Origin of the sequence: Streptomyces sp. NPDC002884 (assembly GCF_040295245.1) — a bacterium.
GTDB lineage: Bacteria > Actinomycetota > Actinomycetes > Streptomycetales > Streptomycetaceae > Streptomyces.
This window is the reverse complement of the sequence record NZ_JBEOVB010000008.1, coordinates 124,787-149,541: the sequence shown is the minus strand read 5'-3', so window position 1 is coordinate 149,541 and position 24,755 is coordinate 124,787. Positions and strand designations below refer to the sequence as shown.

Below are 24,755 nucleotides of genomic sequence, written 5' to 3'. Positions count from 1 at the left end.
GGACATGACAAGCCGTGAGGACGAGGCGCTCGCGCAGGCCGCGGTGGCCGCGCTGACGGGACAACTGGCCCTGGCTCCCAAGCCGGGCCTGCCCGACCCACGTGACCTGGCCGCCCGGGTCACCCGCAAGGACCACTGCGGGCTGCGCTGGTCGGCCAAGGCGCTCGCACCCGGCCTCGCGGCGATGGCCGCGGCCGCCCGCCGCACCGGCGAACCCACACCCCGGCTCCGCGCGGAGCTGGGCGCGATCGGGAGGTGCACCGAACACTCGGTGGGCCTCGCCGGCGGCGGGCACCGGGGCGCGCTGTGGACGCTCGGACTGCTGGTCGCGGCGGCCGCCCTCGACACCCGCGCGCGGGGCGTCGACGTCGCCGCGACCGCCAAGCGGATCGCCGCCCACCCCGACCGGGCCGCTCCCCGGCGGCCCTCGCGGGGCGCGACGGTCTCGGCGAAGTACGGCGCGGCCGGCGCCCGCGGCGAGGCACGCGCCGGATTCCCGCACGTACGGCGGGCCCTGGACGCGCTCGCCGCGGCCCGCTCGGCCGGCGCGGACGAGCCCGAGGCACGACTCGACGCCCTGCTCACCGTCATGTCCACGCTCCAGGACACCGAACTCCTGCACACGGCGGGCCCCCTGGGTCTGCGTCATGTGCAGGCCGGTGCCCGCGGCATCCTGGAGGCGGGCGGCACGGCGACCCCGGCGGGCCGCGCGGCCCTCTCCGACCTCGACACCGACCTCCACACGCGCGCGTGGAGCCCACGCGGCAGCGCGGGCCTCCTGGCGGGCGCACTCTTCGTCGACGCCCTGCCCGTCGCCGCACTCACCCGGGCGGCCTGAGCCGGACGACGACGGCGAGGACGACGCTCTCAGGGTTCCCTGAGGGTGTGCTCAGGGCATGCCCGGGGTGTGCTCAGGGCGTACCCGGGGTGTGCGGTGCCGTCAGGTCGCTCAGGTCGCCGGGATCAACGCGACCGGGGGCTCGGTCGTCCGGTCGGCCGCGGCCCGCCGGGCCGCCGGGCCCATCGCGTACGACGCCGCGACCATCGCCGCGCCCAGCAGCAGCCAGCCGGGCGTGCCCCACTCGACCAGCAGCCAGGTCAGGACCAGCGGGCCGAGGGTGCGGGCCACCGTGACGCCGGTGCCGAACAACCCCTGGTACTCGCCGACGCGGTCGGCCGGGGCCAGGTCGAAGGAGAGCTGCCAGGAACCCGCGGACTGCCCCATCTCCGCGATCACCTGAAGCACCGACCCCAGCACCAGCACGCCCGCCGCAACCCACGGCGAGGCACCGGCGGACAGGGCGAACACCGCGCACGCGGCGCACATCACCCAGCCCGCCCGGCGCACCGCGCGCGTGGCGCTCGCCAGTCCCGTCACGCCGCGTGCCGCCCGCACCTGGAACACCGTCACCACGGCGGTGTTGAGCACGAACAGCGCGGAGACCAGCCAGGCGGGCGCCCCGGTCCGCTCGGTGATCCACAGCGGCAGCACCAGACTGAGCAGCGGCATCCGCAGCAGCAGCACGGTGTTCAGGAGCGCCACCACGGCGTACGGCCGGTCCCGCAGCACCCCCAGGCCGCTCCCGCGCGGACGGACGCCCCCGGGGGCCACCCGGGGCAGCCCGGTGAGCAGCGAGGCGCACACCAGGAAGCTCACCGCGTCGACCACGAACACCGCGAGGTACGCGCCCCGTGTCCCGGCGTGCAGCGCGAGCCCGCCGAGCCCGGCGCCCACCGCCAGACCCGCGTTCAGCGTCGCCTGGAGACGCGCCAGCAGCCCCGTCCGCTCCCCGGCGGGCACCAGCCCGGCCAGCAGGGACTGCCGGGCCGCCGCGAGCCCCGACTGCGCGGCCGCGTACCCGCACGCCACGAGCACGAACGGCACGAACCCGCGCACGAGGGTGAAGGACGCCACCGCGAGCCCGGTCGCGAGGGCCAGCAGCACCGCCGTCCCGCGCGCCCCGCGCCGGTCGGCCAGTCGCCCCAGCGGCACGCCGGCCAGCGAGCCGACCGCCCACCCGAGGGTGAGCCCGAGGCCCACGCGCGCGGGGGCGAGGCCGATCACCTGGGTGAAGTACAGGGCCGACGTCGTGTAGTACGCGCCGTCCCCGACCGAATTGCTCAACTGGGCGAGAGCGAGCAGCCGCCTCGGGCGAGTCTTCGACATACCGATGACGCTAGAACCGCGGTGGACCGCTCGACAGCACCAATCCCGGGCCATGAAGCTGGTCCAATCAGGCCGGGCCCGAGGCCGGTCCGGGGCCGGTCAGTTCCGGCCCAGGACCTTCGTCAGTGCGTCGAGCGCCTCCGGGTACAGCCGTTCCCGGGGCGTCCCGTACCCCACGACCAGTCCTTGCGGCCGTCCCGCGCCGGGAGTGTGCCAGTGCTCGCCGAGACGGCCCACCGCGAGCCCCTCCGCCTCCGCGCGCGCCAGCACCTCCGCCTCGTCGTCGACCTCCACCAGCGCGTGCAGCCCGGCGGCGATCCCGCGCACGCCCCGGCGCGCGCCCACCCGTTCCAGGAGCAGGTCCCTGCGCCGGCGGTAACGCAGCCGGCACGCGCGCACGTGCCGGTCGTAGGCGTGGCTGTGGATCAGTTCGGTGAGCGCGAGCTGCCCGATGGACTCGGTGTGGTGGTCGCTGTGCAGTTTGGCGTCGGCGACCGCGTCGACCAGCTGCGGCGGCAGCACCATCCAGCCGAGCCGCAGCGCGGGTCCGAGCGTCTTGGACGCGGTGCCCAGATAGACGACCTGTCCCGGCGCCATCCCCTGGAGCGCTCCGACCGGCTGCCGGTCGTAGCGGAACTCCCCGTCGTAGTCGTCCTCGACGATCAGCCCGTCACGCACGCGTGCCCACTCCGTCAGCGCCCGTCGCCGCCCCGGATGCAGCGTCCCACCGGTCGGGTACTGGTGCGCGGGCGTGACGACCACGGCTCCGGCGCCGCCCAGTTCCCCGACGCGCACCCCGCGCTCGTCCACCGGAACCGGCGTCACGGTCCCGCCGTTGCGTCGTACGACCTCGCGGTGGAAGGGCAGCCCCGGGTCCTCCATCGCGATCCCGGCGCCGCCCAGCACGCGCGTGAGGAGCGCGAGGCCCTGCACGTACCCGGAGGTGATCACGATCCGCTCCGGCGGCGCGACGACGCCCCGCGCCCGCCCCAGATACCCGGAGAGGGCGGTGCGCAGCTCGATGCGGCCGCGCGGGTCGCCGTAGTCGTACGCCAGTGAGGGCGCCGTCGCGATGGCCCGGCGCAGCGCGCGCAGCCAGGCCGCGGCCGGGAACGCCCCCACGTCCGGGCTCCCGGGCCGCAGGTCGAAACGCGGCTCACGCGCGCGTGCGGCGGCGCCCGCCGGTTCGGCGGCGTCGGACGGCAGGGCCGCGACCCGGGTGCCCGAGCCCTGCCGCGCCGTCAGATAGCCCTCGGCGACCAGCTGGTCGTAGGCGGCCTTCACCGTGTTGCGCGAGATGCCGGTCTCGGCCGCGAGCCGCCGGGTGGCCGGCAGCCGGCTGCCGGGCGCCAGCCGCCCCTCCCGCACGGCGTCCCGCAGCGCCCGTTCCAGCCCGGCCCGCCGCCCTTCGGCGGCATCAGGTTCCAGATGCAGGTCGACGCCGACACCGGACCAGAAGTCGTTCACGCAGTCCCCCTAGACGGTCCCCCGGAATCCACCGGATCCCCCTGGACATGTCGACGGCCGGGCACCCACCGGTACCCGGCCGTCGACCAGCGATGTGTCAGCCCTTCAGCGAAGCCATCCAGGCCTCGACCTCGGCGGAGCGGCGCGGCAGGCCGTCCGACAGGTTCCGGTTGCCGTCCTGCGTGACGAGGATGTCGTCCTCGATCCGGACGCCGATCCCCCGGTACTCCTCGGGCACCGTCAGGTCGTCGGCCTGGAAGTACAGCCCGGGTTCGACCGTCAGGACCATGCCGGGCTCCAGCGTCCCGTCGACGTACGACTCCACGCGCGCGGCGGCGCAGTCGTGGACGTCCATGCCGAGCATGTGACCGGTGCCGTGCAGCGTCCAGCGGCGCTGGAGGCCGAGCTCCAGGACCCGCTCGACCGGGCCCTCGACCAGGCCCCACTCGACGAGCCGTTCGGCCAGCACGCGCTGTGCGGCGTCGTGGAAGTCGCGGTACTTGCCGCCGGGCTTGACGGCCTCGATGCCGGCCTCCTGGGCGTCGTACACGGCGTCGTAGATCTTCTTCTGGATCTCGCTGTAGCGGCCGTTGACCGGCAGCGTGCGCGTGACGTCGGCGGTGTAGTACGTGTGGGTCTCCACGCCCGCGTCGAGCAGCAGCAGGTCGCCGGAGCGGACCGGGCCGTCGTTGCGCACCCAGTGCAGCGTGCAGGCGTGCGGACCGGCGGCGGCGATGGTGCCGTAGCCGATGTCGTTGCCCTCCACGCGGGCGCGCAGGAAGAACGTGCCCTCGATGTAGCGCTCGCTCGTCGCCTCGGCCTTGTCGAGGACCTTCACGACGTCCTCGAAGCCGCGGACCGTCGAGTCGACGGCCTTCTGGAGCTCGCCGATCTCGAAGTCGTCCTTGACGAGGCGGGCCTCGGAGAGGAACACGCGCAGTTCGGCGTCGCGCTCGGCGGTGACCTTGTCGGTCAGGGCCGCCTCGATGCCCGCGTCGTGGCCGCGCACGACCCGCACCGGGCCGGTGGCCTCGCGCAGCCGGTCCGCCAGCTCGCGCACGTCGGAGGCCGGGACGCCGTACAGCTGCTCCGCCTCGGTGAGCGAGTGCCGGCGGCCGACCCACAGCTCGCCCTGACCGGACAGCCAGAACTCGCCGTTCTCGCGGTCGGAGCGCGGCAGCAGGTAGATCGTGGCCTTGTGGCCGTCGGCGACGGGCTCCAGTACGAGGACGCCGTCCTCCGTCTGGTTGCCGGTGAGGTACGCGTACTCGACGGAGGCGCGGAAGGCGTATTCCGTGTCGTTCGAGCGGGTCTTCAGGTTGCCCGCGGGAACCACCAGGCGCTCGCCGGGGAAGCGCGCGGAGAGCGCGGCGCGCCGGGCGGCGGTCTCGGCGGCCTGGGCGATCGGCTCCAGGTCACGCAGTTCCGTGTCGGCCCAGCCGGACTTCATGCTCTCGGCCAGCTCGTCGGAGACGCCTGGGTACAGGCCGTTCTTCCGCTGCTTGATGGGCTCCTCGGACTCAGTCTCCGGCTCCGCTGCGGTAGCAGCATCATCCGGCACAGCCGGGGTGAGCTCGTCGGCCACGGTCATCCTCCTTGATACGGCACTGAACCCCCTCCATCGTACGGACGTACGGAAGGGGGCCCAGGGCCGAAAGACCCGTTACGGCCTGTTACGGCGGCTCACTCGAACCGGGCCGCCAGCAGGACCACGTCCTCGTCGCTGTCCCGCTCGGCCGCCCCGTCCGGCAGGAGCGTGCGCAGCACGTGGTCGGCGATCGCGCCGGGGTCGTGCCGCAGCGGCTTCGGGACCCCGGCGGCGGCCGCGTGCAGCCGGGCGAAGGCGCGGTCGACGGGGTCGCCGGTGCGGTGCAGCAGGCCGTCCGTGTAGAGCAGGACGGTCTCGCCCGGCTCTGCCTCCAGCTCGACGCTCGGCGCCTCCCAGCAGGCCAGCATGCCCAGCGGGGCGGAGACGGAGGTCTCCGCGAACTCCGTGCGCCGCTCGCCGACCAGCAGCGGCGGGCAGTGCCCGGCGCCGGCCAGGGTGATCTTGCGCAGGGCGGGTTCGCAGTAGGCGAACAGGGCGGTGGCCGACCGGGCGGGCTCGGTCAGCCGCAGCAGCAGCTCCAGGTCGGACAGGACGGCGACGGGGTCCTCGCCCTCCATCACGGCGTACGCCCGCAGGGAGGCGCGCAGCCGGCCCATCGCGGCGACCGCGCTCGGCCCGGAGCCGGTGACGGACCCGACGGCGAGGCCCAGGGCGGCGTCCGGCAGCGGCAGCGCGTCGTACCAGTCGCCGCCGCCGCGCGGGCCCGTGTGATGCCGGGCGGCGAGCTGGACGCCGGGCACACGCGGCAGCCGGGAGGGCAGCAGTTCCTCGGCCATCGTCTTCATGCACGCGCGCGTGCGTTCGAGTTCCAGGAGCCGCGCCAGGTGCTCGGCGGCGTACCGGACGTACAGGCCGATCAGGTGGCGCTGCCGTTCGTCCGGCTCCGCGGGTTCGTCGTAGAGCCATACGGCCGCGCCCAGGCGGCCGGGAGCGCCGTCCGTCTCCAGGGGCAGCGCGTAGCTGGCGGCGTAGCCGAGGCGGGCGGCCACTTCGCGGTGGCGGGGGTCCAAGCCGTCCTCGGCGAAGAGGTCGGGCTCGGCGATCTCCCCCTCGCCGCCGGGCAGCCCCTCGAGGATGCGGCCGTAGGACAGGGCACTGCGCGGCACGGTCTCGATATGGCCGAGATCGGCGCGGCCGAGGCCCAGTCCGATCATGCTGTCCGGCCCGAGCCGGTCGGCGGGTTCGAGGACGACGAGGCCGCGCCGGGCGCCCACGAGGGCGGCTCCGGCGTGCAGCAGTTCCTGGAGGGCGTCCGGCAGGGCGTCCGTGCGGATCAGGCGTTCGGTTAGTTCGTGGAGGGTGGTGAGATCGGAGACCCAGCCGGCGAGCCGGTCCGTCAGGAGAGCGTTCGGGCCGGTGGAGCCGGGTGCGCCGGAGGGGGCCGCAGGGACCGTCGGGGTGCCCGGGGTGGCGGGCGCGGGCGCGACAGTGTGTGCGGGCGAGGGAACCGTTGAATCGATTCCAGCCACTTTCGGAGGGTGAGGGGCGTTCATGGCGTCCGGCTCTCGGACCGGAGCGTATTGCTCAAAAGCATCGCAAACCCCCATGTCATTCTGCGCCGCTAGCGGTGTCTCCACATGTACACGCACTCGTGAGGGGATGTCCAGCATTGTCCTGCTGGGATTGCTGGTGTCCGTGGGGTCTTCGGGAGAATCGGGCACAGTTTCTCCGGCTCCCTTGCGTAAAGGTAAACTTGGCTTAAAAATGCCTCGGGTAACGGGTGATTGCGGTCGACTGGGCTTGCTCCACGGAGCGTCACAGCGGTCGTGATGGGTACGTACTCGGTAAGGGCCAGGTGTCGTTGGGAGCTCGTAGGGAGCCTTCCGGAACCTGGTGACCGGCCCGGGCGTCATAGTCATCGACGACCGTGCCCCATCCTCCCGTGGCGGAGGCGGAGAGAAATACGCGCGACGGCAAACGCCAGACTTCGCCACCCCACGCCACGCCCAGGCATTAGATGGATGCAAGTCGGACGGAGTGGCCGCGGAAGCAGCCACCGCTCGACCCTGAGGGGTTCCCCCTGTCCCGTACAGGGGTGTGATGCACCAACAGGTACGCACAGTGAAGTGATCGACACATGATGTGATGTGGCCCACGGTGTTGCCAGCGGTGCAACGGAAAGGAACGAGCGCTCATGCGCGAGATCCTCGGAAAGCGACGCAGGCTCCTGTCCCAGTCCAGCGACAGAGGACCTGAGTTGATCGACTCGGCCCTGACCTTCGCGACGGAATGGCAGTGGCCCGTCCTCCCGGGCGTGCCGGCGGACCCGCAGGGGCGTTCCCGCTGCGGCTGTCCCGACCCGGAGTGCACGGTCCCCGGTGCTCACCCCTTCGACCCCGGCCTGCTCGCGGCCACCACCGAAGCGCGCATGGTGCGCTGGTGGTGGACCAACCGGCCGACCTCACCGATCATCCTGGCCACCGGGGGTACGGCCCCCTGCGCGGTCAGCCTCCCCGCCCTCGCGGCCTCGCGCGCGCTCGTGGCGCTCGACGGCCAGGGCATTCGCCTCGGCCCGGTGGTCGCCTCGCCCACCCGCTGGTCGATCCTCGTCCGGCCGTACACGATGGAGCAGTTGGGTGAGCTGCTCTACGCCAAGGACTTCGTGCCCGGCTCCCTGCGTTTCCACGGCGAGGGCGGCTACATCGCCCTGCCCCCGTCCGAGACGGGCCGGGGCGACATCCGGTGGGAGCGCGCGCCGCTGCCCGGTTCGGCCTCACCCTGGGTGCCCGACGTCGAGGCCGTGGTGGACGCCGTCGTCGACGCCCTCACTCGTACGGGTGTGAGCGCACCCGAGTTGTAGGGGTGTCGGGCGCGCGCCGGACAGGACACCGGCGTTCGCCCTCTATCTTCCGCTACATGAACCTTCGTCTCCTCGCCCTCGCGGGCGCCGTGGCAGGCGCGATCGCGCTGCCTCTGGCCATGGCGTCCGCGGGGCCGGTCGGCGACGAAGGGCGTACGGCCGGCGCCGGCGAAGTGGCCGATACACATGCCACCGGCGGCACGGATCCGAAGGCGCCGCCCGTCGAACCCTCCCGGTCACCGCTGCTGCTCGGCCTGGGGCTGGCCACCGCCGCCCGCTGCGGCCCCGAACTCACCTCCCCCGAAGGCGTGGAGGCGCAGACCTGCGTGCTGTCCCAGGGTGAGGACAGCTGGGCGCGCACCTACTACCGCAACGCCACCGGACGCGCCCTGGACGCCTTCCTGAGCCTCATGGGGCCCGAGGGGCGCACCGTGCGGACGCGGTGCGCCGTGGGCGCCGAGGACGAGCCGGAATCCTGCGAGACACCCCATGAGCGGACCCGGGGCGAACTGGCGGCGTACACGGCGGTCGCGGAGTTCGCGCGAGCGACCGACGGCGGGCCGCTGCTGCTGCGCTCCGGGAGCAACTCCCGGGCGAACGCGGGCAGTTGACGTGCGACCGCACACTGTAAACGGAGCCGGACATGAAAAGACCCGGTTGCTGACGACGGGGGATGCATCAGCAACCGGGCAACTCGAACGGTAACAAGAGATCTGCTCCACGCAAATTCGATCTCTTGTTTTCATCGGTATTCCGGACACCGGCGAATCGGCGCTTCTGGCGCCGACTCACCCTGCGCGGGCGGTAGTTGTGAGCGGAGTCACGCCGCACGCCGACGCGCGGGGTGCTGACCGGTCGGTCAGTTCGGCCGGGGTCCGTACCTGTGTGTCAGCTGAGCGTCACCTGTCGGTTGGTCAGGCCGCCCCGCGCGCGACGCTCGTCGGCCGTGAGCGGCGCGTCCGAGGCCAGGGCGGTGGCGAGCCGCTCGGCGAACTCGGTGGCAGGCTTCTCCACGTCGTCCGCCGTGACCGCGCTCGGCAGGTCCCAGACCGGCACCGTCAGACCGTGCGCCCGGAAGGAGCCGACGAGGCGCGTGCCCTCCCCGAGGCTCGAACGGCCCGCCGCGTGCAGCCGCGCGAGGGCGTCCAAAAGCCGCTCCTCCGGGTGCGGCATGACCCAGCGCAGGTGGTTCTTCTCCGGCGTCTCGCACCAGTACGCGGCGTCCACACCGGTCAGCTTCACGGTCGGGATCGCCGCCGCGTTGGCCCGCTCCAGGGAGGCGGCCACCTCGGGCGCGGCGTTCTCCGGGTCCGGGACCCAGAACTCGAAGCCGTCGTGCACAACTGGCTCGAACACGCCTTCGGCGTCGAGCAGATCCTGCATCCGCGGGCCGTCGGCCGGGGCCCGGCGCGCCGTCACCGGAGTGCCGGGGTCCGCCTCCAGCGCCCGCCGCAGGGTGTCCGCCAGGTCGCGGCTGATGTCGCCCGACGGCGTGTCGTTCTGCAGGCCGAGCAGCACGGAGCCGTCGTCGCGGCGCAGGGCGGGCCAGGCCATCGGCAGCACGGTGGCGAGCGTGACGGACGGGACGCCCTCGGGCAGACCGCCCTTCAGCGTCAGCGCGACCGTGGCGGCCGGCACCAGCTCACGCAGCGCCACCCAGTCACCCTCGCCCGGCAGGCCCTCGAAGGGGCGCTGGACCAGTTCGGTCACGGCATGCGCGGCGGCCCGGCCGTGACAGGCCTTGTAGCGTCGGCCGCTGCCGCACGGGCAGGGCTCCCGCGCGCCGACGACCGGGATGTCCGCGTCGGTGAGCTGCGGCCGCTTGGCCTTCGTCTGGGGTCGCTTCTTGGCCATCTGGGTGTCTCCCGGGTACGGCTCGTCTGGTACGGCGGGAGCCTAGCCGTTCGTACGCTCCGTCACCGGAACCTGTGGACGACGCGGGGGCTGTGGACAACGATCACCGCGCTCCGCCCTGCGGATCTCCGGCCCCCGTCTCCGGTTGGCCCCGGCCCGGTCTCGGCTCTCCCCGGCCGCTCTCCGACCGGTCCCGGCCGCTCTCCGACCGGCCCCGGCCGTCGCCGCTCGTCCCGGGCCGCCCCCGGCCGTCCCCGGTCTAGTCCAGGTCGTCGAACGCGTCCGCGAAGTTCAGGCCGGGCATCGACGCCACCGACGGGGCCGCGACCCTGGACGCGAAGTCGTCGCGCCGGCAGCCGGCGTCGGGGTCGTATACGTCCGCGTGGACGATGACCCACACCGTGACCTCGCCGCGGGCGTCGTCCCGGACGCCCCAGTCGTCGGCCAGCGCCGTGATGATGTTGAGCCCGCGGCCGCCGTGCGCGGTGACGGAGGGAGTGGCCGGGGCCGGACGGGTCGGGCCGCCGCCGTCGGTCACCTCGACCATCAGCCGGCCACCCGGATCGACCCGCCACGCGGCCCGGACGTCGCCGTCCCCGGCCAGGGCGTCGCCCAGTGGTCTGCCGTGCTTGCACGCATTGCTCAAGAGTTCGGAAAGGATCAGTACGGCGTCGTCGATGACCGATTCCGACACTCCACCCGTGCGCAACTGATCGCGCATGCGGTGTCTCGCATTCCCCACGCCCGCAGGGCCATGGGGTACGGCCATGCTCGACGACGCGGGCACCTCCTGTGCCACCACCAACGCCACCCCCGAGACCTCCTTCGCCCCACGCCACGGTGTGGATGCCCCATTGGCCTGTACCGGAAACCGGCCAATGCGGCCCCGGAGACGCATTCGTCATGATCGAACACGGAACGAACGCGCCGGAGCACTCCCTGTGAGGGGCCTGTCAGTGAGTGGCTGGATTTAGACGGTATGGCTGAGAACGGAGGATGCTGTAACGGCGCTGTGGGGTCAAGAGGTATGGGCGGGGCTTGTGTGACTTCTGTGAATTCTGTGACCTCTGTTATCCCTGTTTTCCCTGTGACCTCTGCGGCTTCCGACGGGTGCGGGTCAGCGGCCCAGTCGGCGCAGCACCTCGCGCGGGCGGTTGGTGATGATGGCGTCGATGCCCAGCTCGACGCAGAGATCGACGTCCTCCGGCTCGTTCACGGTCCACACGTGCACCCGGTGGCCGGCCCCCTTCAGGCGCTCGATGTACGCCGGATGGTTGCGCACGATCCGGATCGAGGGACCGGCGATCCCGACCCCGGCGGGCAGCCGCCCGTCGCGCAGCCGGGGCGAGACGAACTGCATCAGGTAGACCGTCGGCACCGTGGGCGCGGCGGCGTGCACGCGATGCAGCGAGCGGGCCGAGAAACTCATGATCCGCACCGGGGACTCGGCCGCCGGGACCGGCGCGTCGAGACCGAACCGCTTCAGCAGCACCAGCAGCCGCTCCTCCACCTGTCCGGCCCAGCGCGTCGGATGCTTGGTCTCGATGGCCAGTTCCACCCGGCGCCCCGCGTCGGAGACGAGCTCCAGCAGCCGCTCCAGGGTCAGGACGGAGGTCTCCTCGCGGTCCTCGGGCCGGACCTCCCAGTCGGGGTCCTCCTCGCGCGCGTGCCAGGCCTCGCGGGCCTCCCGTGTCTTCCAGGAGCCGAAGTCCAGCGTCGCGAGGTCGGCGAGCTCCAGGGCGGAGACCGCCCCACGGCCGTTGGACGTACGGTTGACGCGACGGTCGTGTACGCAGACGAGATGGCCGTCCGCGGTCAGGCGCACGTCGCACTCGAGGGCGTCCGCACCGTCCTCGATCGCCTTCTTGTACGCGGCCAGGGTGTGCTCGGGGGCCTCCTCGGAAGCCCCGCGGTGGGCGACGACTTGAATGTGGTGCTGCCGTGCGTGGGTCACCGCGTCATGGTGCCATCGGCGCCCGGTCGTCTGAGAACCCTCTGAGATGTTTCGATGATGCGCACTTATTGTGCGTAATGACCTATATAAGGAATGGCCAAGGACCCACAGCCACCGCTTATGGTGCTCTGACGGCCCGTGGGAAAAGCTGAGACGTACAAAAGCACATGCACAGCTTCAGCGCGCCGGGTCGACGACAAAGCGCGCGGAAACGCGACGAGCGTGGACGAGCGTGACCCAGTGCGACCGACGACAACAGCCGTGGATCGAGGAGAAGAGCTGTGAGCACCGAGAACGAGGGCAAGAGCGAGGGCACTCAGGTACCCCCGGCCCCGTCCGCACCCCCCGTGCCGGTGGAATCTCCCTCGGCCTCCCCGCAGGCGCCCGCGCCCGACGCCGGCGCGCCCACGACTCCGCTCCCGGCGGCGCCCGCGCAGGCACCGGAAGCCGGTCACGCCCCCGCGGGCGCGCCCGAGGGCCACTGGCCGCCGCCCACCGCGCCCCAGGGAGCGCCGCCGGCCCCGGTCGACGGCGACTGGCCGCCGCCGGCCGCTCCGCAGGCGTTCCCGGCGCCGCAGGGAGCCCCGGCCGCCGCCGACGACTGGCCGAACCCGGCTCCGACGACGCCTCTCTACGCAGACGCTGGCGCGAGCACGCACGCGTACGGCACCCCCGGCCCCGGCGACATCGCTGCCGGTGGCGTCGGCGGGGTCGCTGGACCGGGCGGCCCCGGTGGCCCGGGTGGCCCCGAGGGGACCGTCTGGGGTGCCTCCTACCAGCAGCCCGCGCCCAAGTCCGGCCGCGGCCGGGGCGGGCTCGTCGCCGCGATCCTGGTCGCCGCGCTGGTCGCGGGCGGCCTGGGCGGCGGACTCGGCTACACGCTGGCCAAGAACGACGACGACACCGGCTCGACGACCGTCTCCGCCTCCACCAACGGCGGCGACGTCAAGCGCGACCCGGGCACGGTCGCCGGGGTGGCCGCCAAGGCGCTGCCCAGCACGGTCACCATCGAGGCCGAGTCCAGCAGCGGAGAGGGCGGCACCGGCACCGGCTTCGTCTTCGACACCCAGGGCCACATCATCACCAACAACCACGTCGTCGCCGACGCGGTCGACGGCGGCAAGGTGACGGCCACCTTCCCGGACGGCAAGAAGTACGACGCCGAGGTCGTGGGACACGCTCAGGGCTACGACGTCGCCGTCATCAAGCTCAAGAACGCGCCTTCGGACCTGAAGCCGCTCACCCTCGGCAACTCCGACAAGGTGGCGGTCGGCGACTCGACGATCGCGATCGGCGCCCCCTTCGGCCTGTCCAACACGGTCACGACGGGCATCATCAGCGCGAAGAACCGCCCGGTGGCCTCCAGCGACGGCACCAGCAGCGCCGCCTCCTACATGAGCGCCCTCCAGACGGACGCCTCGATCAACCCCGGCAACTCCGGCGGCCCGCTGCTGGACGCCTCGGGCAACGTCATCGGCATCAACTCCGCGATCCAGTCCACCGGCAGCGGCGGCCTGGGCGGCACCACCCAGTCCGGCTCGATCGGCCTCGGCTTCGCCATCCCGATCAACCAGGCCAGGTACGTCGCCCAGCAGCTGATCAAGACCGGCGAGCCGGTGTACGCCAAGATCGGCGCGTCCGTCTCCCTGGCGGACTCCACGGAGGGCGCGAAGATCACCGACACGGCCGAGGGCGGAGCCTCCGCGGTCGAGTCGGGCGGCCCGGCGGACCAGGCCGGCCTCAAGCCCGGCGACGTCATCGTCAAGCTCGACGACATGGTGATCGACAGCGGCCCGACCCTCATCGGCGAGATCTGGACCCACCAGCCCGGCGACAAGGTCGCGATCACCTACGAGCGCGACGGCAAGTCCCACACCGTCGACCTCACCCTCGGCTCCCGCAAGGGCGACAGCTGACGCCGACTCCGACGCCGGGCCACGCGCGCGTGCCTCCCCGGTTCAGCACCGCCTGACCCCCACGCGCGCGTGCTCACCCGTTACTCTTGTCCCCGCGCCGCCGATCACGAACGGCGCGACCTGCTCCGCAGGTCATAGACGTACTGGTCAGAAGGGGTGCCTCTCGCTGAGGGGCACCCCTTCTGCGCGCTTTCCGAATGTGATCGGGTGGTGAATCGTGTGCGCAAGTGTGGCGTGGACATGACCGAAGTGACATGGCATGTTCACGCTTGATTTACGCGGACACCTCCTCTGCCCTCAATCCTCGTGATCATGGAATCTCTGAAGGCTCTGAGGCTGACCGTGCCCGTGGGACTCGCCGCCCTCATGCTCACCGTGGCAGGCTCGATATCCACAGCGTCGGCGACGACGTACTGGTCGTACAGCAACGACTACGAGGGCCAGTGCCTGGTCTCGTCCACCGTGAGCGACAAGGTCTGGTCGGACACCTGTAATGACGGGCTCTCCACCCGGAACTGGTACTGGGGTTCGGATTCCTACACCCGCAACTACGACGGCACGGTGTTCCGCCGGCTGGTGAGCAAGGCCAACGGCATGTGTCTCACCACGGACAGCAAGACCGCGACCAACGCTGTCTGGATGAGCGCCTGTGGGAACGCCCCCGGGCAGTGGTGGAGCGGCGATGGCAACTACCTCGAATGCGACTTTATTTCGGGAACCGGGGTGTTCCTCCGTACCTCGGGCAACGGTGCCGCCGTCTACACCACCAACTACATTGGCGAAGCCGGCATCGACCCAGCCCGCTGGGTCTGGTGGGGCGCGCACAGCTGACGCTGCCACGACGTGCAGAAGGTCCTCATACCCTGGAGGTGGGCGGACCCTCGTAAGGCGCTCCGTCCGCACGGAAGACGTGGTGCTGCGAGTCCGTGATCCCGTTGGCCGGCTCGGCGTAGATCAGAGGCTTGATGGGGCCAGGACGCCAGCCCGCCTCCTCCAGGACCTCGCGGGCAGCCGCCTCTTCAGGAGTCTCGCCCTCCTCGACCAGGCCCATGGGCAACTCCCAGGCCCAGAGTCCGTGATGAAGCGGTGCCGCCACATGACGGCCATCACCCCGATCTGGTCGCTGCCGTCCAGCAGTGGCAGGTACATCCGCACACTGCCGTTCTCCGCCACCTCCACCGTTCTGCGGCTCAGGAACGCCTCGCCGTCGGGGGAGTCCTCGACCGGCTCGGGGCCGCCGACCTTCAGCCTCCGGCCGGCAGCGGCACCAGAAGCACCTGTTCGTAGTCCTGCAGGAGGATGGAGACGTCTCGGCCCCCGACCCTGGCCACCTCTTCCGCGACGAGCGGGGCGATCAACTGCGGCGGCATCTCGTGGGCCCGGTCCAGCAGCACACCCAGCAGTCGTTCGCCGAACCCCTCCGACCGGTCCACCCCGATCCGATCCGGCTTCCGCCCACTGTCCGTCATCGCTGTGAGCTTCCCTTCGTCCCGGGTGTGGGGAACTCATCGGGGTGGCGGCGTCCACGCGGCGGCGTTCATCAGGAAGCCCGGCCTCGTCGAACCGCAACCGGTGCGGGCGGTGCAGGCCGAATTGGGCCGACGCTTCCAGCACCCCGGCCACGTTTTTGGACGCCGTGCCCTGACGCAATGCACACCGCCCCTCTCGGATCCATCCGGCAGGCAACGGCGATCAGCGTGGACGACGCTGTCGACCAGCGGGCGTTAACGGCTTATCGGAGCGATGCTCCAACGACCCCGGCGTATACACACCGGGGCCGCCCTTCCGGGCCGGTCGCACGTGAGAGTGTGCCGACCCGTCTTCATGTTATGCCTGGTACACATTCCGGGCATCAGGTGTTTCGCGCTTGTCGTGCCTCAGATCTCGTCAGTCTGCGTACGGCCGTTTCCGGAGGGCCCACTGGTGACCAGCCAGGAGCGCGCAGGCTCTGCTGCGCGGGCGGTGTCCACCGTGAGGTGGAGGCGGGTTGCGCCGGCCACCGTGCCGACGGGATAGCTGCGCTGCTCGGACGAGGCGAAGCAGCGACGGAGAACCTCCGCGACCTGACGGGCGGCCTCCGGGGACGAGGCGACGAGGCGCACGTCGACGTTCCCGGCAGAGAGCGGCTCCGGTGGTTCCACCGGGTGACGCCGTCCCGGCCTGCCCACTGATTCCACCGGGGAACGAGCCAAATCATCCGTGGCACCGCCCGGCTCGGTGTCGGTGTCGTCGACAGCAGGCGATGCGCCAGCGGGCGATACGGAAAGCCTTGGCGTTCGTCGGTTCTTCTTCGCCCGCAGACGGCCGATTCCCGGCAACGCTTCGCCGTAGCGGTAGGCCGCGATCCGTGCGTCGTGCTGCACGTTGAGCTGATGAATCAGGACGATTCCCAGGGCGATCATGGCGATGATCAGTGCCGCGGTGACAACGGTGTCCACGTCATCACCTCCCTCGGGCGAAGCGCACCAGGGAGTGATATGCGCTGAGGGCTGTACCTCTTCTGGTCGCGGTCATGGCGCGAACCTGTTCCCCGGGATCGTCTTCGACGTTCCGGTCCTGTCGCTCGCCGAGAACGGCACCAGATCTGATCCGGTGTGCGAAGTGCTCCCGGTACTTCGACCCTACTCCGCTCGAAGGCCCCTGTGAGCGGGGCGTGTGACCAGCCGTTCTCCCCGGCAACGCTCCGTCCGCGTCACCATGCGGAGACTTCGACCTCGTTACCGGGCGCCGTGTGAGGCCTCCGGCCTGGTGATCACTCATCCTCTCCGGAAGCGCCTTGAGGTCGGCCGTCCGGAGGAGGAGCGCAAGGGGGGGGGTCGCCCGCCGACGGACGGCGCGTACTGCCTGGCCGAGGAGTACGCTGAAGGTACCGAGGATATTTCGCGCACCGGCTACCACGCTCGTGTCGTTTTCGGCGATCGAATAGGCCGGGCCGACCGTGGTCGGCCCGGGGCAGGGTTCGCGTCATGACTGCGACCATTTCCCTCTCGCCGACACTCGAAGACCGGCACGCGTCGTCCTCCCCCGCTTCTCCCTCTCTCCGCCTGTCGCTGGCCCCTGCCGGCGCCGCGCCGGCTCTCCTGGACGGCGCATGGTGGCCCCGCTCCCGCGACCTCGGGGCGGAACTCCCGATCCTGACAGCCGTACTGGAGCCGTTGTGGGGGCGGATCACCCGGGTCACGGTGAATCCCACCCACTGGCCGGCCGTGCCGCGCAAGGTGCCCGTCGCCGGGCATGTGGTGAACGTGGGCTGGTTCCTGGCCGAGCAGGACCCGCACGAACTGCTCCTGCTCTCCTATCGCATGGGCCGCTGGGACCTCCTGGTGGTCCCGCCGCGGACGGACCCCGCCACGGCCGCCTGGCTGATGTCCGCCGCGAGCGACCCTCTGGGCACGTCGACCGCGAGCCGGCTGATGGAGCAGGCCGCCCGCCTACGGACGGCGACGGAGGCCGACCGGGCCGTGGAAGCGGTCTGGGACTCCGAGGGAGGGCATGAGGCCCGCGATCCGGCCGCACGTCCACGGATCCCGGCGGTCATGGCCGATGGCGGAGATCGAGCCGCTGCACCCGTCGCGACCCCGAATCGGCCGATGGGGATGTGAGGACCATGGAGACCTTCGTGATCGTGATCGTGGTCATGGCGATGATCGCTATGGGTGTCCTCCTCATCCACCTGGCCAACCGGCAGCACGCGATCGCATCGCCACCTTCCACCACAGTCGCTCCCGGGCGACCTGGCGAGGACGCAACACCTGCAAGGGAGCGGGGTGAGTCCTCGTGATCCCCATCAGGCTTCTGGCGGACACCGGCGCGGAGCCGATCCTCCCCGGTACAGCGGTCCTGCGGATGGAGACGACGTCCAAGCGCACGGGAACGTTCGACGGCGCGTGGTGGCCGAGGTCCCGCGACCTCGAGAGCCAACTGTCCGGACTGCTCGCCGCGTTGACCGCCCGGCTTGGTCCTCTCGCCCGTGTCGGCCTCGACGCGGGCGCCTGGGACGAGAGGCCGGGCCACCTGGTCGTCGACGGTCGCTCCGTCCGCATCGACTGGTCGGCCGTCGGCGACGACACCATGATCGTCACTCGGGGCGACCAGGACCACTTCATGTTCCTGGTGATCCCTCCGCAGACGACTCCCTCGCTCGCTCGCGCCGCGATGGCCATGGCCGTACGGGACGACAACGACGCCTCGGCCGAACGGATTCTCGCGGCCACCGGCGTCACCCCCACAGACCGGACGCGCGTACTCCCTGGTGCTCCCGGCTGGTAGCCCATCGGGGCGCTCAGCGCGCACTCCGATGCCGGAGGAAGCGTTCAGGCACCGCTCTCGGGCACCGAGCGCAGGAACTCGGTTCGCCGGAACGGAAGTTCATCCCGTCCGTCACCGCGCACGCACACCCCCACCCGCAGCCTCACGCGCCCGGACAGAGGAGCCATGGCCCTTCCACAACTGAACATCCACCGGCACGAACGCGGCACCCGCACTCTGATCACCCTCGCGGGAGAGATCGACCTGGACACGGCACCGCTGGTGCGCGACGCGCTGGCCGAGTGCCTGCTCGACGGCATGCGCAGCACCGATGTCGATCTCACAGCGGTCACCTTCTGCGACGTCAGCGGACTCAACGCCTTCCTCATGGCATCCCGGCTCGCCACGGACGCAGGCAGGACCGTGCGGCTGCTCCACCCGCCGCAGAGCATGGCCCGCGTCATCGAGATCACCGGCTCCGGATTCCTGCTCCACTCGTTCCCGGCCACCGACGCGCGACCGCGGCGGATTCCCGTTACCACGGGCGGTACGCCGTGACGGCCCCACCCGGGCGGGAGCAGCCGCCGTACGGTGACCGAAGCACACCGTCCCCCAGGAACGCGTTACGCCTGCGCCGGCTGAACCGCTGGCAGGCCGAGACCCTCAAGGAGGACCTGGCCGATCTGTACGTGGAGTCCTCCCAGGCGCAGCCCGGAGAGGGGTACCGGGGCCGGGAGGCGTTTCTGCGACGGCTGACCGGCGCCATCCGGCGGCCCGGCTTCGCCCTGCTGATCGCGGAGAGCACCGCTTTCGCCGGGTGCGCCTACGGATTCCCCGTGCGGCGCGAGGGGACCTGGTGGCGTGGGTTCGACGGACCCCTTCCACAGAGCGTCGAACAGCTCACGGCGTCCGGTCACGTCTTCGCGGTCACCGAGACCCTGGTACACCCGCACGCCGACGACCAGGGCCTCGCACGCCGCCTTCAGCAACGCCTGCTCGCCGACCACCACGCCTCACTCGGGGCGACGTTGGTGGAACAAGCCGACTCGGCGCTCTGCAACGCCTTCCTGTCGTGGGGCTGGCAGGACATCGGGCTTGTTCGTCGGCCGCCGGACCAGCAGGCGCTCCGGCCGTCGGACCCCATGGTGCTGCGCGCCCTGGTCCTTCCGCTCGGGCTCGGGCCGCGCACGGCCACCCACCCGGACGGGCTCGCCCACGAGAACCGCACCCAGCGGCCCGGCTGAAGCAGTAGGGAACGGCCCCTGAAAGGTCCCGCTCTGTTCCGGCGCGGCCAGTACGGTGCTTTCCATGTGCCGGCGTGAGGCCGGGCCAGGGCGGGGTGCCGGTCGTGGGCGGCGGCACGAGCGGCCGGAAGCAAGGCCAGTGGCCCCGTGTGGACCACGCACCCCGAGCAGCCCCCGCGCCCGGTAGTCTGTACCCGCTCCGCCCCAGGTGGGCAGGGGCGCGGGTGGGTTGCCCGAGCGGCCTAAGGGAACGGTCTTGAAAACCGTCGTGGCAGCGATGTCACCGTGGGTTCAAATCCCACACCCACCGCAGGTGAACGTCCTCTGACCGGATAGCTCGGTCAGGGGACGTTCTCGTGGGCGTCGTGCGCCGGGGACCGTTGTCACCCGCTGTTGCCCAGTACTAGACGGCGAGCAGTCCGGCGAGTGTCAGAGCCGCCAGCGCGGAGAAGAGCCGCGGTTTTCTCCAGCCCGGTCCCGAGGCCTGGCGGGTCAGTTCCCAGATGCCCACCAGGCCGCCACCGAGGCCCAGCGCGCTCCGCAGCAGGAAGACGGTGGTGTGCATGGGGGCCTCCGGGGACCTTCGGACGGATGGGCAGGCTACCCCTGGTGGTGGTCGTTTCCCGTCGCCGGGATGCCTGTTCTGGGAGGACCAGGGCCGTGAGTGTCCCCCCTTCACTTGCGTGCGCGGGTGGTGGTCTCGGCCTTGCCGAGAACGGGGTGTCGAGTTGTGCGACGGTCGCTGTCGGTGTCGCCGCCGTGTTGGTTCTGACCGGCGGGGGCATCGTCCTCGGACCGCGCCGTCCCACGGCGCCCGGCGCTCGCACTGATAGCGAGCGCCGGGGGCCGTCACGGGCCGGGGCGGTGGGTGGTCATGCGGGCCGCCGATGTGATCGTCCCCCGTGCCTCTCGGGCCGTCAGGCCGGTTCGTACGGCGGCGGCGACCAGGTCCTCGGTCAACTCCGGGCCGATGCCGTCCTCGTAGGCCCGGCAGGCCGCCCAGAAAAGGCGTGTGTTGCGCTGGCCCTCGTGGGCGGCCAGGACGAACTGGACCAGGCCCCGGCCGTGTGCGCCGCCCGCCGTCGAGCCGGGGCCCGGGTGGGGCGGGCGCGGCGGTGGCTGCAGCAGGCGCAGGAGGGAGCGCGGGCAGGGGGCGGGGGCGAGGTGGGCGGTGCCGGGGGCGGTGGCGTAGACGCCGTGGGCGGTGCGGGAGCCGGGGCCGACCAGGTAGCCGCCGGCGCCCCGGATGTCGATGCCGGGGGCGAGCCGGCCGGCCGAGTTGGGGACCACGACGTCCGGCGGGCCGGTGAGCCACAGGTGCCGCCCGCCGGACGGGGTGAGGACGACGATCGTGGGCGGGATGGTGAAGAGGTGGCGCAGGGCCAGTTCGCGCAGGGCGGCCGTGGAGTCCGTGTCCGACTTGGTGTCCAGGTCGACGCCGATGAGGTGGTGCGGGGGCAGGCCGCAGGCGATGCCGTAGCCGGTGGCCCAGGGGGCGGCGGCGAACAGTTCGCGGATGCGGGCCGGGTCGGTCGAGGCGTCGTACACGCCGTGGCCGGGGCGGCCGCACTCGCCGCGGCAGGGCGGTCCCGCCGGCTCGGGGGCGTCGCGGTGGGGGGAGCGCAGGGCCGGGAGTTTCGTCCGGGACAGGGGGATGACGGCCAGGCCGCGTTCGGCGGCCGACAGGGCGTGGGCGAGGGCCAGCGTGGTGGCCTGCCGGGAGTACCGGTCGGTGGTGGCCATGGAGACAGTGTCGTACGTGTGTTCGATAAAGGGAAGGGGGTGAGCCGCGACGCGCCCGGGGGCGGTCGGTTCGGGCGGAAAAGTGCCGGAACGCTTCACCTCTTGTGCGGCCCGGAGGGCGGGTGTCCGACTTGCCGGGGATTATGGCGGCACGGGCAGGAAAAGTGGTGCTGGGGGTTTATCGACTTGTCATCACGCTTGAGTGCGAATCATGGCTTCCGGGATGGTTCGCCGGGGATTCGGTGGGCAACTCTGGTCTCGCGACGTCGTCACAAGCACCGGGGCGGTCGGCCAACCGCCCAGGTGAAAGCCGTACTTCACGCACCTCGGGTACTCACGTACTTCCGTTCTGGAGGAACCACATGGCAAGCATCCGTACCGCCCGTGTCATCGCCGCCGTCTCCGCCCTCCCGCTGGCAGTCGCCCTCTTCACCGGCGTCGCGGTGGCGGACAACGGCGGCTTCGCGGACGACGGATCGAACGCGGGTGTCGCGAGCATCGTCGGCAGCGGTGTCGGGCGGGACAACAGCGGCAACTCGGCCACCACACAGCAGAGCGCCGTCGGGTCGGGCGCCTCGAACCAGAGCAACACCGCGCAGGTCAACGGGTCCGCGTTCACCGCGGTCAACCAGGGCAACAGCAACGTCGCGGTCGCCTTCGCCCCGCTGTGGCGGTGACCTGAGAGGACCGGAGTCCGGCGCCGGCCCCGGGGGGAGCCGCGTGCCGGGTGGGGGCTGTGGGGGTGGCAACGCGTCCGCGCGGCGGTACTTCGGTACCGCCGCGCGGGCGTTTTTCGTGCACGGAAGTGACCTTGACAGAGGCCTATATCTGACGGACAGTCAGAAACTGTTCCCGGTAAGTCCGTTCCCGGTAAGTCCTGGTAACCCTTTCCCGCCGGAAGGAGTACGGCCGTGGACGACGAGCTCCACGCGCGACTCAAGGCCTACGAGGGCCGCCCCGCGAGGGTCGCGGGCGTCGGCCGGGACCCTGTCAACGCACCCATGATCCGGCACTGGTGCGAGGCGATGGGCGACCGGAACCCCGCGTACACCGGCCCCGGCGCTATCGCCCCGCCGACCATGCTCCAGGCGTGGATCATGGGCGGCCTGAGCGGCCACGAGGGGCGTGCGCAGGGGTACGAGGAGCTGCTCTCGCTCCTCGACGGGGCGGGCTGCACGTCGGTCGTCGCGACCGACTGCGAACAGGAGTACCTGCGCCCGCTGCGGCCCGGGGACGAGGTCGCCTTCGACACGGTGATCGAGTCGGTCTCGCAGCGGAAGACCACCAAACTGGGCACCGGGTACTTCGTCACGACCCGGACGGACGTGCGCGTGGGCGAGGCGCTGGTCGGCACCCACCGCTTCCGCATCCTCAAGTACGCGCCGAGCAAGTACGCATCGGGCAAGCGCGCGCCGAGCGAGTACGCATCGGGCAAGCATGCACCGGACAAGTACGCATCGGACAAGCACGCGCCGGGCTCGTACGCGCCGACCGGAGGGGGAGAGAAGGCGCAGGACCGGCAGGAACCGCCGCGGCGGCCGCGTCCCGTGGTCAACCGGGACAACGCCGGTTTCTGGGAGGGCGTCCGGCGCCACCGCCTCCTCGTCCAGCGCTGTACCGCCTGCGACACGCTCCGCTTCCCCTGGCTCCCCGGCTGCAACGCCTGCGGCTCGGCGGAGTGGGACACCGTCGAGGCGAGCGGCGAGGGCACGGTCTTCTCGTACGTCGTGATGCACCACCCGCCCTTCCCGGCCTTCTCCCCGCCCTACGCGATCGGCCTGATCGAGCTCGCCGAGGGCGTCCGCATCATCAGCAACGTGGTCGACGTGCCCTACGACAAGGTGCGGATCGGCCTGCCGGTGGAGCTGGAGTTCCGGGCCTACGACGATGCGGACGGCGAGCTGGTGCTGCCCGTGTTCCGCCCGCGCGCGGGGGAGGCGGCCGCGTGAAGGCCGGTGACGAGCTGCCGCCGCTGGAGATCGGGATCACCCGCACCCTGATCGTGGCCGGCGCCCTCGCCTCGCGGGACTACCAGGACGTCCACCACGACCCCGAACTGGCCCGGCTGAAGGGGTCCCCCGACATCTTCATGAACATCCTCACCACCAACGGCCTGGTCGGCCGGTACCTCACCGACCACTTCGGCCCGACGGCCGTGCTCCGCAAGGTCGCCATCCGGCTCGGGGCGCCCAACCACCCGGGAGACACCATGGTGTTGAGGGGCAGGATCGAGGAGGTCGACGGGGAGACGGCCGTGGTGCGGGTCACCGGGGACAACGGGATCGGCCGGCATGTCACCGGCACGGTGACGCTCACCGTCGCCGCCGCCGTCACCGTCCCGCCGGGAGGTGCGGGATGAGCGTGCGGACGAAGGACTCCCTCGGCGGCCGGGCGGCGATCGTCGGCATCGGGGCCACGGAGTTCTCCAAGGACTCGGGGCGCAGTGAACTGCGGCTGGCGGTGGAGTCGGTGCGGGCGGCTCTCGCCGACGCGGGACTCACGCCCGCCGACGTGGACGGGATGGTGACGTTCACGATGGACACCAGCCCGGAGATCACCGTCGCGCAGGCCTGCGGCATGGGCGAGCTGTCCTTCTTCTCCCGGGTCCACTACGGCGGCGGGGCGGCCTGCGCGACCGTGCAGCAGGCGGCGCTCGCCGTCGCGGCCGGGGTGGCCGAGGTCGTGGTCTGCTACCGCGCCTTCAACGAGCGGTCGGGGCGGCGCTTCGGCTCGGGTGTGCGACACCGCGAGCCGTCGGCGGAGGGGACGGCGCTCGGCTGGTCGCTGCCGTTCGGGCTGCTCACCCCCGCCTCCTGGGTGGCGATGGCGGCGCAGCGCTATCTGTACGCGTACGGGCTGACGCCGGAGGAGGCGTTCGGGCCGGTCGCCGTCACGGCCCGCCGACACGCGGCGTCGAACCCGGCGGCGTACTTCCACGACCGCCCGATCACCCGCGCCGACCACGCGGCCTCGCGCTGGATCGCCGAGCCGCTCCGGCTGCTGGACTGCTGCCAGGAGACGGACGGCGGCCAGGCGCTGGTCGTCACCTCGGTGGAGCGGGCTCGGGACCTGCCGCAGCCGCCCGCCGTGGTCACCGCGGCCGCCCAGGGCGCCGGACGGTCCCAGGAGCAGATGACCAGCTTCTACCGCGACGACCTGACGGGCCTGCCGGAGATGTCCGTGGTCGCCCGCCAGCTGTGGCGCAGCTCGGGTCTGGCGCCGGCCGACATCGACGTGGGGATCCTGTACGACCACTTCACGCCGTTCGTGCTGATGCAGCTGGAGGAGTTCGGCTTCTGCGCCCCGGGCGAGGGGCCGGCCTTCGTCGCGGAGGACCGGCTGCCGCTGAACACCCACGGCGGTCAGCTCGGGGAGGCCTACCTCCACGGGATGAACGGTGTGGCGGAAGCCGTACGGCAGTTGCGCGGCACGTCCGTGAACCAGGTGCCGGGGGCCGCCCGGATCCTGGTGACGGCGGGGACCGGGGTGCCGACGTCGGGCCTGGTCCTGACCACGGACGAAGCCGCTGACGGACCTGCTGACGGACCCGCTGAGGGACCTGCTGACCGAGTCGGCCACGGAGTCGGTGACGGAACCGGTCGCGGAACCGGTCGCGGAACCGGTGACGGGCCCACGGGGGGATGAGTACCCAGGGGTCATCCCGTAGTAGTCGCCGCCGTCTCGTCCACCTTCAGGAGGTGGGGCGGGCACCACCCCTACAACCTGAGAGGGACCCGGCTTCGGGACCTGCGG

Annotated in this window: 23 protein-coding genes, 1 tRNA gene and 2 pseudogenes; 14 read left to right on the top strand and 12 right to left on the bottom strand. The window is 71.8% G+C overall.

Annotated elements, in window-relative coordinates; all coding sequences use genetic code 11:
* The first annotated feature begins 4 nt into the window (after positions 1-4).
* Positions 5-838 carry a triphosphoribosyl-dephospho-CoA synthase gene (locus ABT070_RS19010; RefSeq protein WP_351761754.1) on the top strand — a complete coding sequence of 278 codons (834 nt, stop codon included), beginning with the start codon at positions 5-7 and terminating at the stop codon, positions 836-838.
* 111 nt (positions 839-949) lie between these two features.
* Here the strand turns inward: ABT070_RS19010 and ABT070_RS19005 are convergent, their stop codons facing one another.
* From ABT070_RS19005 to ABT070_RS18990, 4 genes are all read right to left on the bottom strand, one after another.
* Positions 950-2,167, bottom strand: a complete 1,218-nt coding sequence (locus tag ABT070_RS19005; RefSeq protein ID WP_351761751.1) for an MFS transporter — start codon at positions 2,165-2,167, stop codon at positions 950-952.
* Between the two features lie 99 nt (positions 2,168-2,266).
* Positions 2,267-3,634: a MocR-like pyridoxine biosynthesis transcription factor PdxR gene (gene pdxR, locus ABT070_RS19000; RefSeq protein ID WP_351761748.1), complete on the bottom strand. Its 1,368-nt coding sequence runs from the start codon at positions 3,632-3,634 to the stop codon at positions 2,267-2,269.
* A 97-nt stretch (positions 3,635-3,731) separates the two neighbouring features.
* Positions 3,732-5,225 (bottom strand): aminopeptidase P family protein, encoded by a 1,494-nt coding sequence (locus ABT070_RS18995; protein ID WP_351761745.1) that lies wholly within the window; start codon positions 5,223-5,225, stop codon positions 3,732-3,734.
* A gap of 92 nt (positions 5,226-5,317) precedes the next feature.
* The gene (locus ABT070_RS18990) at positions 5,318-6,853 is read right to left on the bottom strand and encodes a PP2C family protein-serine/threonine phosphatase (RefSeq protein WP_351762205.1); all 1,536 of its coding nucleotides are present in this window, start codon (positions 6,851-6,853) and stop codon (positions 5,318-5,320) included.
* A 524-nt stretch (positions 6,854-7,377) separates the two neighbouring features.
* On the opposite strand from ABT070_RS18990, the gene ABT070_RS18985 reads away from it, so the two are divergent.
* Together ABT070_RS18985 and ABT070_RS18980 are read left to right on the top strand one after the other, a co-directional pair.
* Positions 7,378-8,043, top strand: coding sequence for a bifunctional DNA primase/polymerase (locus tag ABT070_RS18985; protein WP_351761742.1), 666 nt, complete (start codon positions 7,378-7,380; stop codon positions 8,041-8,043).
* Between the two features lie 56 nt (positions 8,044-8,099).
* Positions 8,100-8,654, top strand: coding sequence for a hypothetical protein (locus ABT070_RS18980; protein WP_351761740.1), 555 nt, complete (start codon positions 8,100-8,102; stop codon positions 8,652-8,654).
* A 277-nt stretch (positions 8,655-8,931) separates the two neighbouring features.
* On the opposite strand, the gene ABT070_RS18975 is transcribed toward ABT070_RS18980, so the two are convergent.
* The 3 genes from ABT070_RS18975 to ABT070_RS18965 all read right to left on the bottom strand — a co-directional run bounded on the left by ABT070_RS18975 (position 8,932) and on the right by ABT070_RS18965 (position 11,851).
* The gene (locus ABT070_RS18975; RefSeq protein WP_351761737.1) at positions 8,932-9,897 is read right to left on the bottom strand and encodes a DUF5926 family protein; all 966 of its coding nucleotides are present in this window, start codon (positions 9,895-9,897) and stop codon (positions 8,932-8,934) included.
* Positions 9,898-10,156: 259 nt separating this feature from the next.
* Positions 10,157-10,795: an ATP-binding protein gene (locus ABT070_RS18970; protein ID WP_351761734.1), complete on the bottom strand. Its 639-nt coding sequence runs from the start codon at positions 10,793-10,795 to the stop codon at positions 10,157-10,159.
* Positions 10,796-11,014: 219 nt separating this feature from the next.
* A complete protein-coding gene (locus tag ABT070_RS18965) occupies positions 11,015-11,851 on the bottom strand; it encodes a glycerophosphodiester phosphodiesterase (protein ID WP_351761731.1) in 837 nt (278 codons plus the stop codon).
* A 281-nt stretch (positions 11,852-12,132) separates the two neighbouring features.
* On the opposite strand from ABT070_RS18965, the gene ABT070_RS18960 reads away from it, so the two are divergent.
* On the top strand, positions 12,133-13,767 hold the full coding sequence (locus ABT070_RS18960) for a S1C family serine protease (RefSeq protein ID WP_351761728.1): 1,635 nt from the start codon (positions 12,133-12,135) through the stop codon (positions 13,765-13,767).
* Between the two features lie 312 nt (positions 13,768-14,079).
* On the top strand, positions 14,080-14,598 hold the full coding sequence (locus ABT070_RS18955) for a hypothetical protein (protein ID WP_351761725.1): 519 nt from the start codon (positions 14,080-14,082) through the stop codon (positions 14,596-14,598).
* Between the two features lie 31 nt (positions 14,599-14,629).
* Here the strand turns inward: ABT070_RS18955 and ABT070_RS18950 are convergent.
* The 3 genes and pseudogenes from ABT070_RS18950 to ABT070_RS18940 form a co-directional block, all read right to left on the bottom strand.
* A pseudogene (locus ABT070_RS18950) lies at positions 14,630-14,868 on the bottom strand (NUDIX hydrolase); the annotation flags it as partial.
* Positions 14,866-15,236, bottom strand: a pseudogene (locus ABT070_RS18945) (serine/threonine-protein phosphatase); the annotation flags it as partial. The pseudogenes ABT070_RS18950 and ABT070_RS18945, both read right to left, overlap by 3 nt.
* A 408-nt stretch (positions 15,237-15,644) precedes the next feature.
* A complete protein-coding gene (locus ABT070_RS18940; RefSeq protein WP_351762202.1) occupies positions 15,645-15,908 on the bottom strand; it encodes a hypothetical protein in 264 nt (87 codons plus the stop codon).
* Between the two features lie 825 nt (positions 15,909-16,733).
* Between ABT070_RS18940 and ABT070_RS18935 the strand changes: the two genes are divergently transcribed.
* From ABT070_RS18935 to ABT070_RS18915, 5 genes are all read left to right on the top strand, one after another.
* Positions 16,734-17,369 carry a DUF5994 family protein gene (locus tag ABT070_RS18935; protein ID WP_351761723.1) on the top strand — a complete coding sequence of 212 codons (636 nt, stop codon included), beginning with the start codon at positions 16,734-16,736 and terminating at the stop codon, positions 17,367-17,369.
* 175 nt (positions 17,370-17,544) lie between these two features.
* On the top strand, positions 17,545-18,036 hold the full coding sequence (locus ABT070_RS18930) for a DUF5994 family protein (RefSeq protein ID WP_351761720.1): 492 nt from the start codon (positions 17,545-17,547) through the stop codon (positions 18,034-18,036).
* 165 nt (positions 18,037-18,201) lie between these two features.
* Positions 18,202-18,573 (top strand): STAS domain-containing protein, encoded by a 372-nt coding sequence (locus ABT070_RS18925; RefSeq protein ID WP_351761718.1) that lies wholly within the window; start codon positions 18,202-18,204, stop codon positions 18,571-18,573.
* On the top strand, positions 18,570-19,259 hold the full coding sequence (locus tag ABT070_RS18920; protein WP_351761716.1) for a hypothetical protein: 690 nt from the start codon (positions 18,570-18,572) through the stop codon (positions 19,257-19,259). Before ABT070_RS18925 ends, ABT070_RS18920 begins: the two co-directional genes overlap by 4 nt.
* 223 nt (positions 19,260-19,482) lie before the next feature.
* Positions 19,483-19,569: transfer RNA gene (locus tag ABT070_RS18915), tRNA-Ser, on the top strand.
* Between the two features lie 93 nt (positions 19,570-19,662).
* On the opposite strand, the gene ABT070_RS18910 is transcribed toward ABT070_RS18915, so the two are convergent.
* Both ABT070_RS18910 and ABT070_RS18905 read right to left on the bottom strand, forming a co-directional pair.
* Positions 19,663-19,824, bottom strand: a complete 162-nt coding sequence (locus ABT070_RS18910; RefSeq protein WP_351761714.1) for a hypothetical protein — start codon at positions 19,822-19,824, stop codon at positions 19,663-19,665.
* Between the two features lie 284 nt (positions 19,825-20,108).
* Positions 20,109-21,002 carry a bifunctional DNA primase/polymerase gene (locus tag ABT070_RS18905; RefSeq protein WP_351761711.1) on the bottom strand — a complete coding sequence of 298 codons (894 nt, stop codon included), beginning with the start codon at positions 21,000-21,002 and terminating at the stop codon, positions 20,109-20,111.
* A 362-nt stretch (positions 21,003-21,364) separates the two neighbouring features.
* Between ABT070_RS18905 and ABT070_RS18900 the strand changes: the two genes are divergently transcribed.
* From ABT070_RS18900 to ABT070_RS18885, 4 genes are all read left to right on the top strand, one after another.
* Positions 21,365-21,679 carry a hypothetical protein gene (locus ABT070_RS18900; protein ID WP_351761708.1) on the top strand — a complete coding sequence of 105 codons (315 nt, stop codon included), beginning with the start codon at positions 21,365-21,367 and terminating at the stop codon, positions 21,677-21,679.
* Between the two features lie 234 nt (positions 21,680-21,913).
* Positions 21,914-22,951 (top strand): bifunctional MaoC family dehydratase N-terminal/OB-fold nucleic acid binding domain-containing protein, encoded by a 1,038-nt coding sequence (locus ABT070_RS18895; protein WP_351761705.1) that lies wholly within the window; start codon positions 21,914-21,916, stop codon positions 22,949-22,951.
* A complete protein-coding gene (locus ABT070_RS18890; protein WP_351761702.1) occupies positions 22,948-23,361 on the top strand; it encodes a MaoC/PaaZ C-terminal domain-containing protein in 414 nt (137 codons plus the stop codon). Before ABT070_RS18895 ends, ABT070_RS18890 begins: the two co-directional genes overlap by 4 nt.
* Positions 23,358-24,647 (top strand): lipid-transfer protein, encoded by a 1,290-nt coding sequence (locus ABT070_RS18885; RefSeq protein WP_351761699.1) that lies wholly within the window; start codon positions 23,358-23,360, stop codon positions 24,645-24,647. The genes ABT070_RS18890 and ABT070_RS18885 overlap by 4 nt, the downstream gene beginning before the upstream one ends.
* The last annotated feature ends 108 nt before the right edge of the window (positions 24,648-24,755 follow it).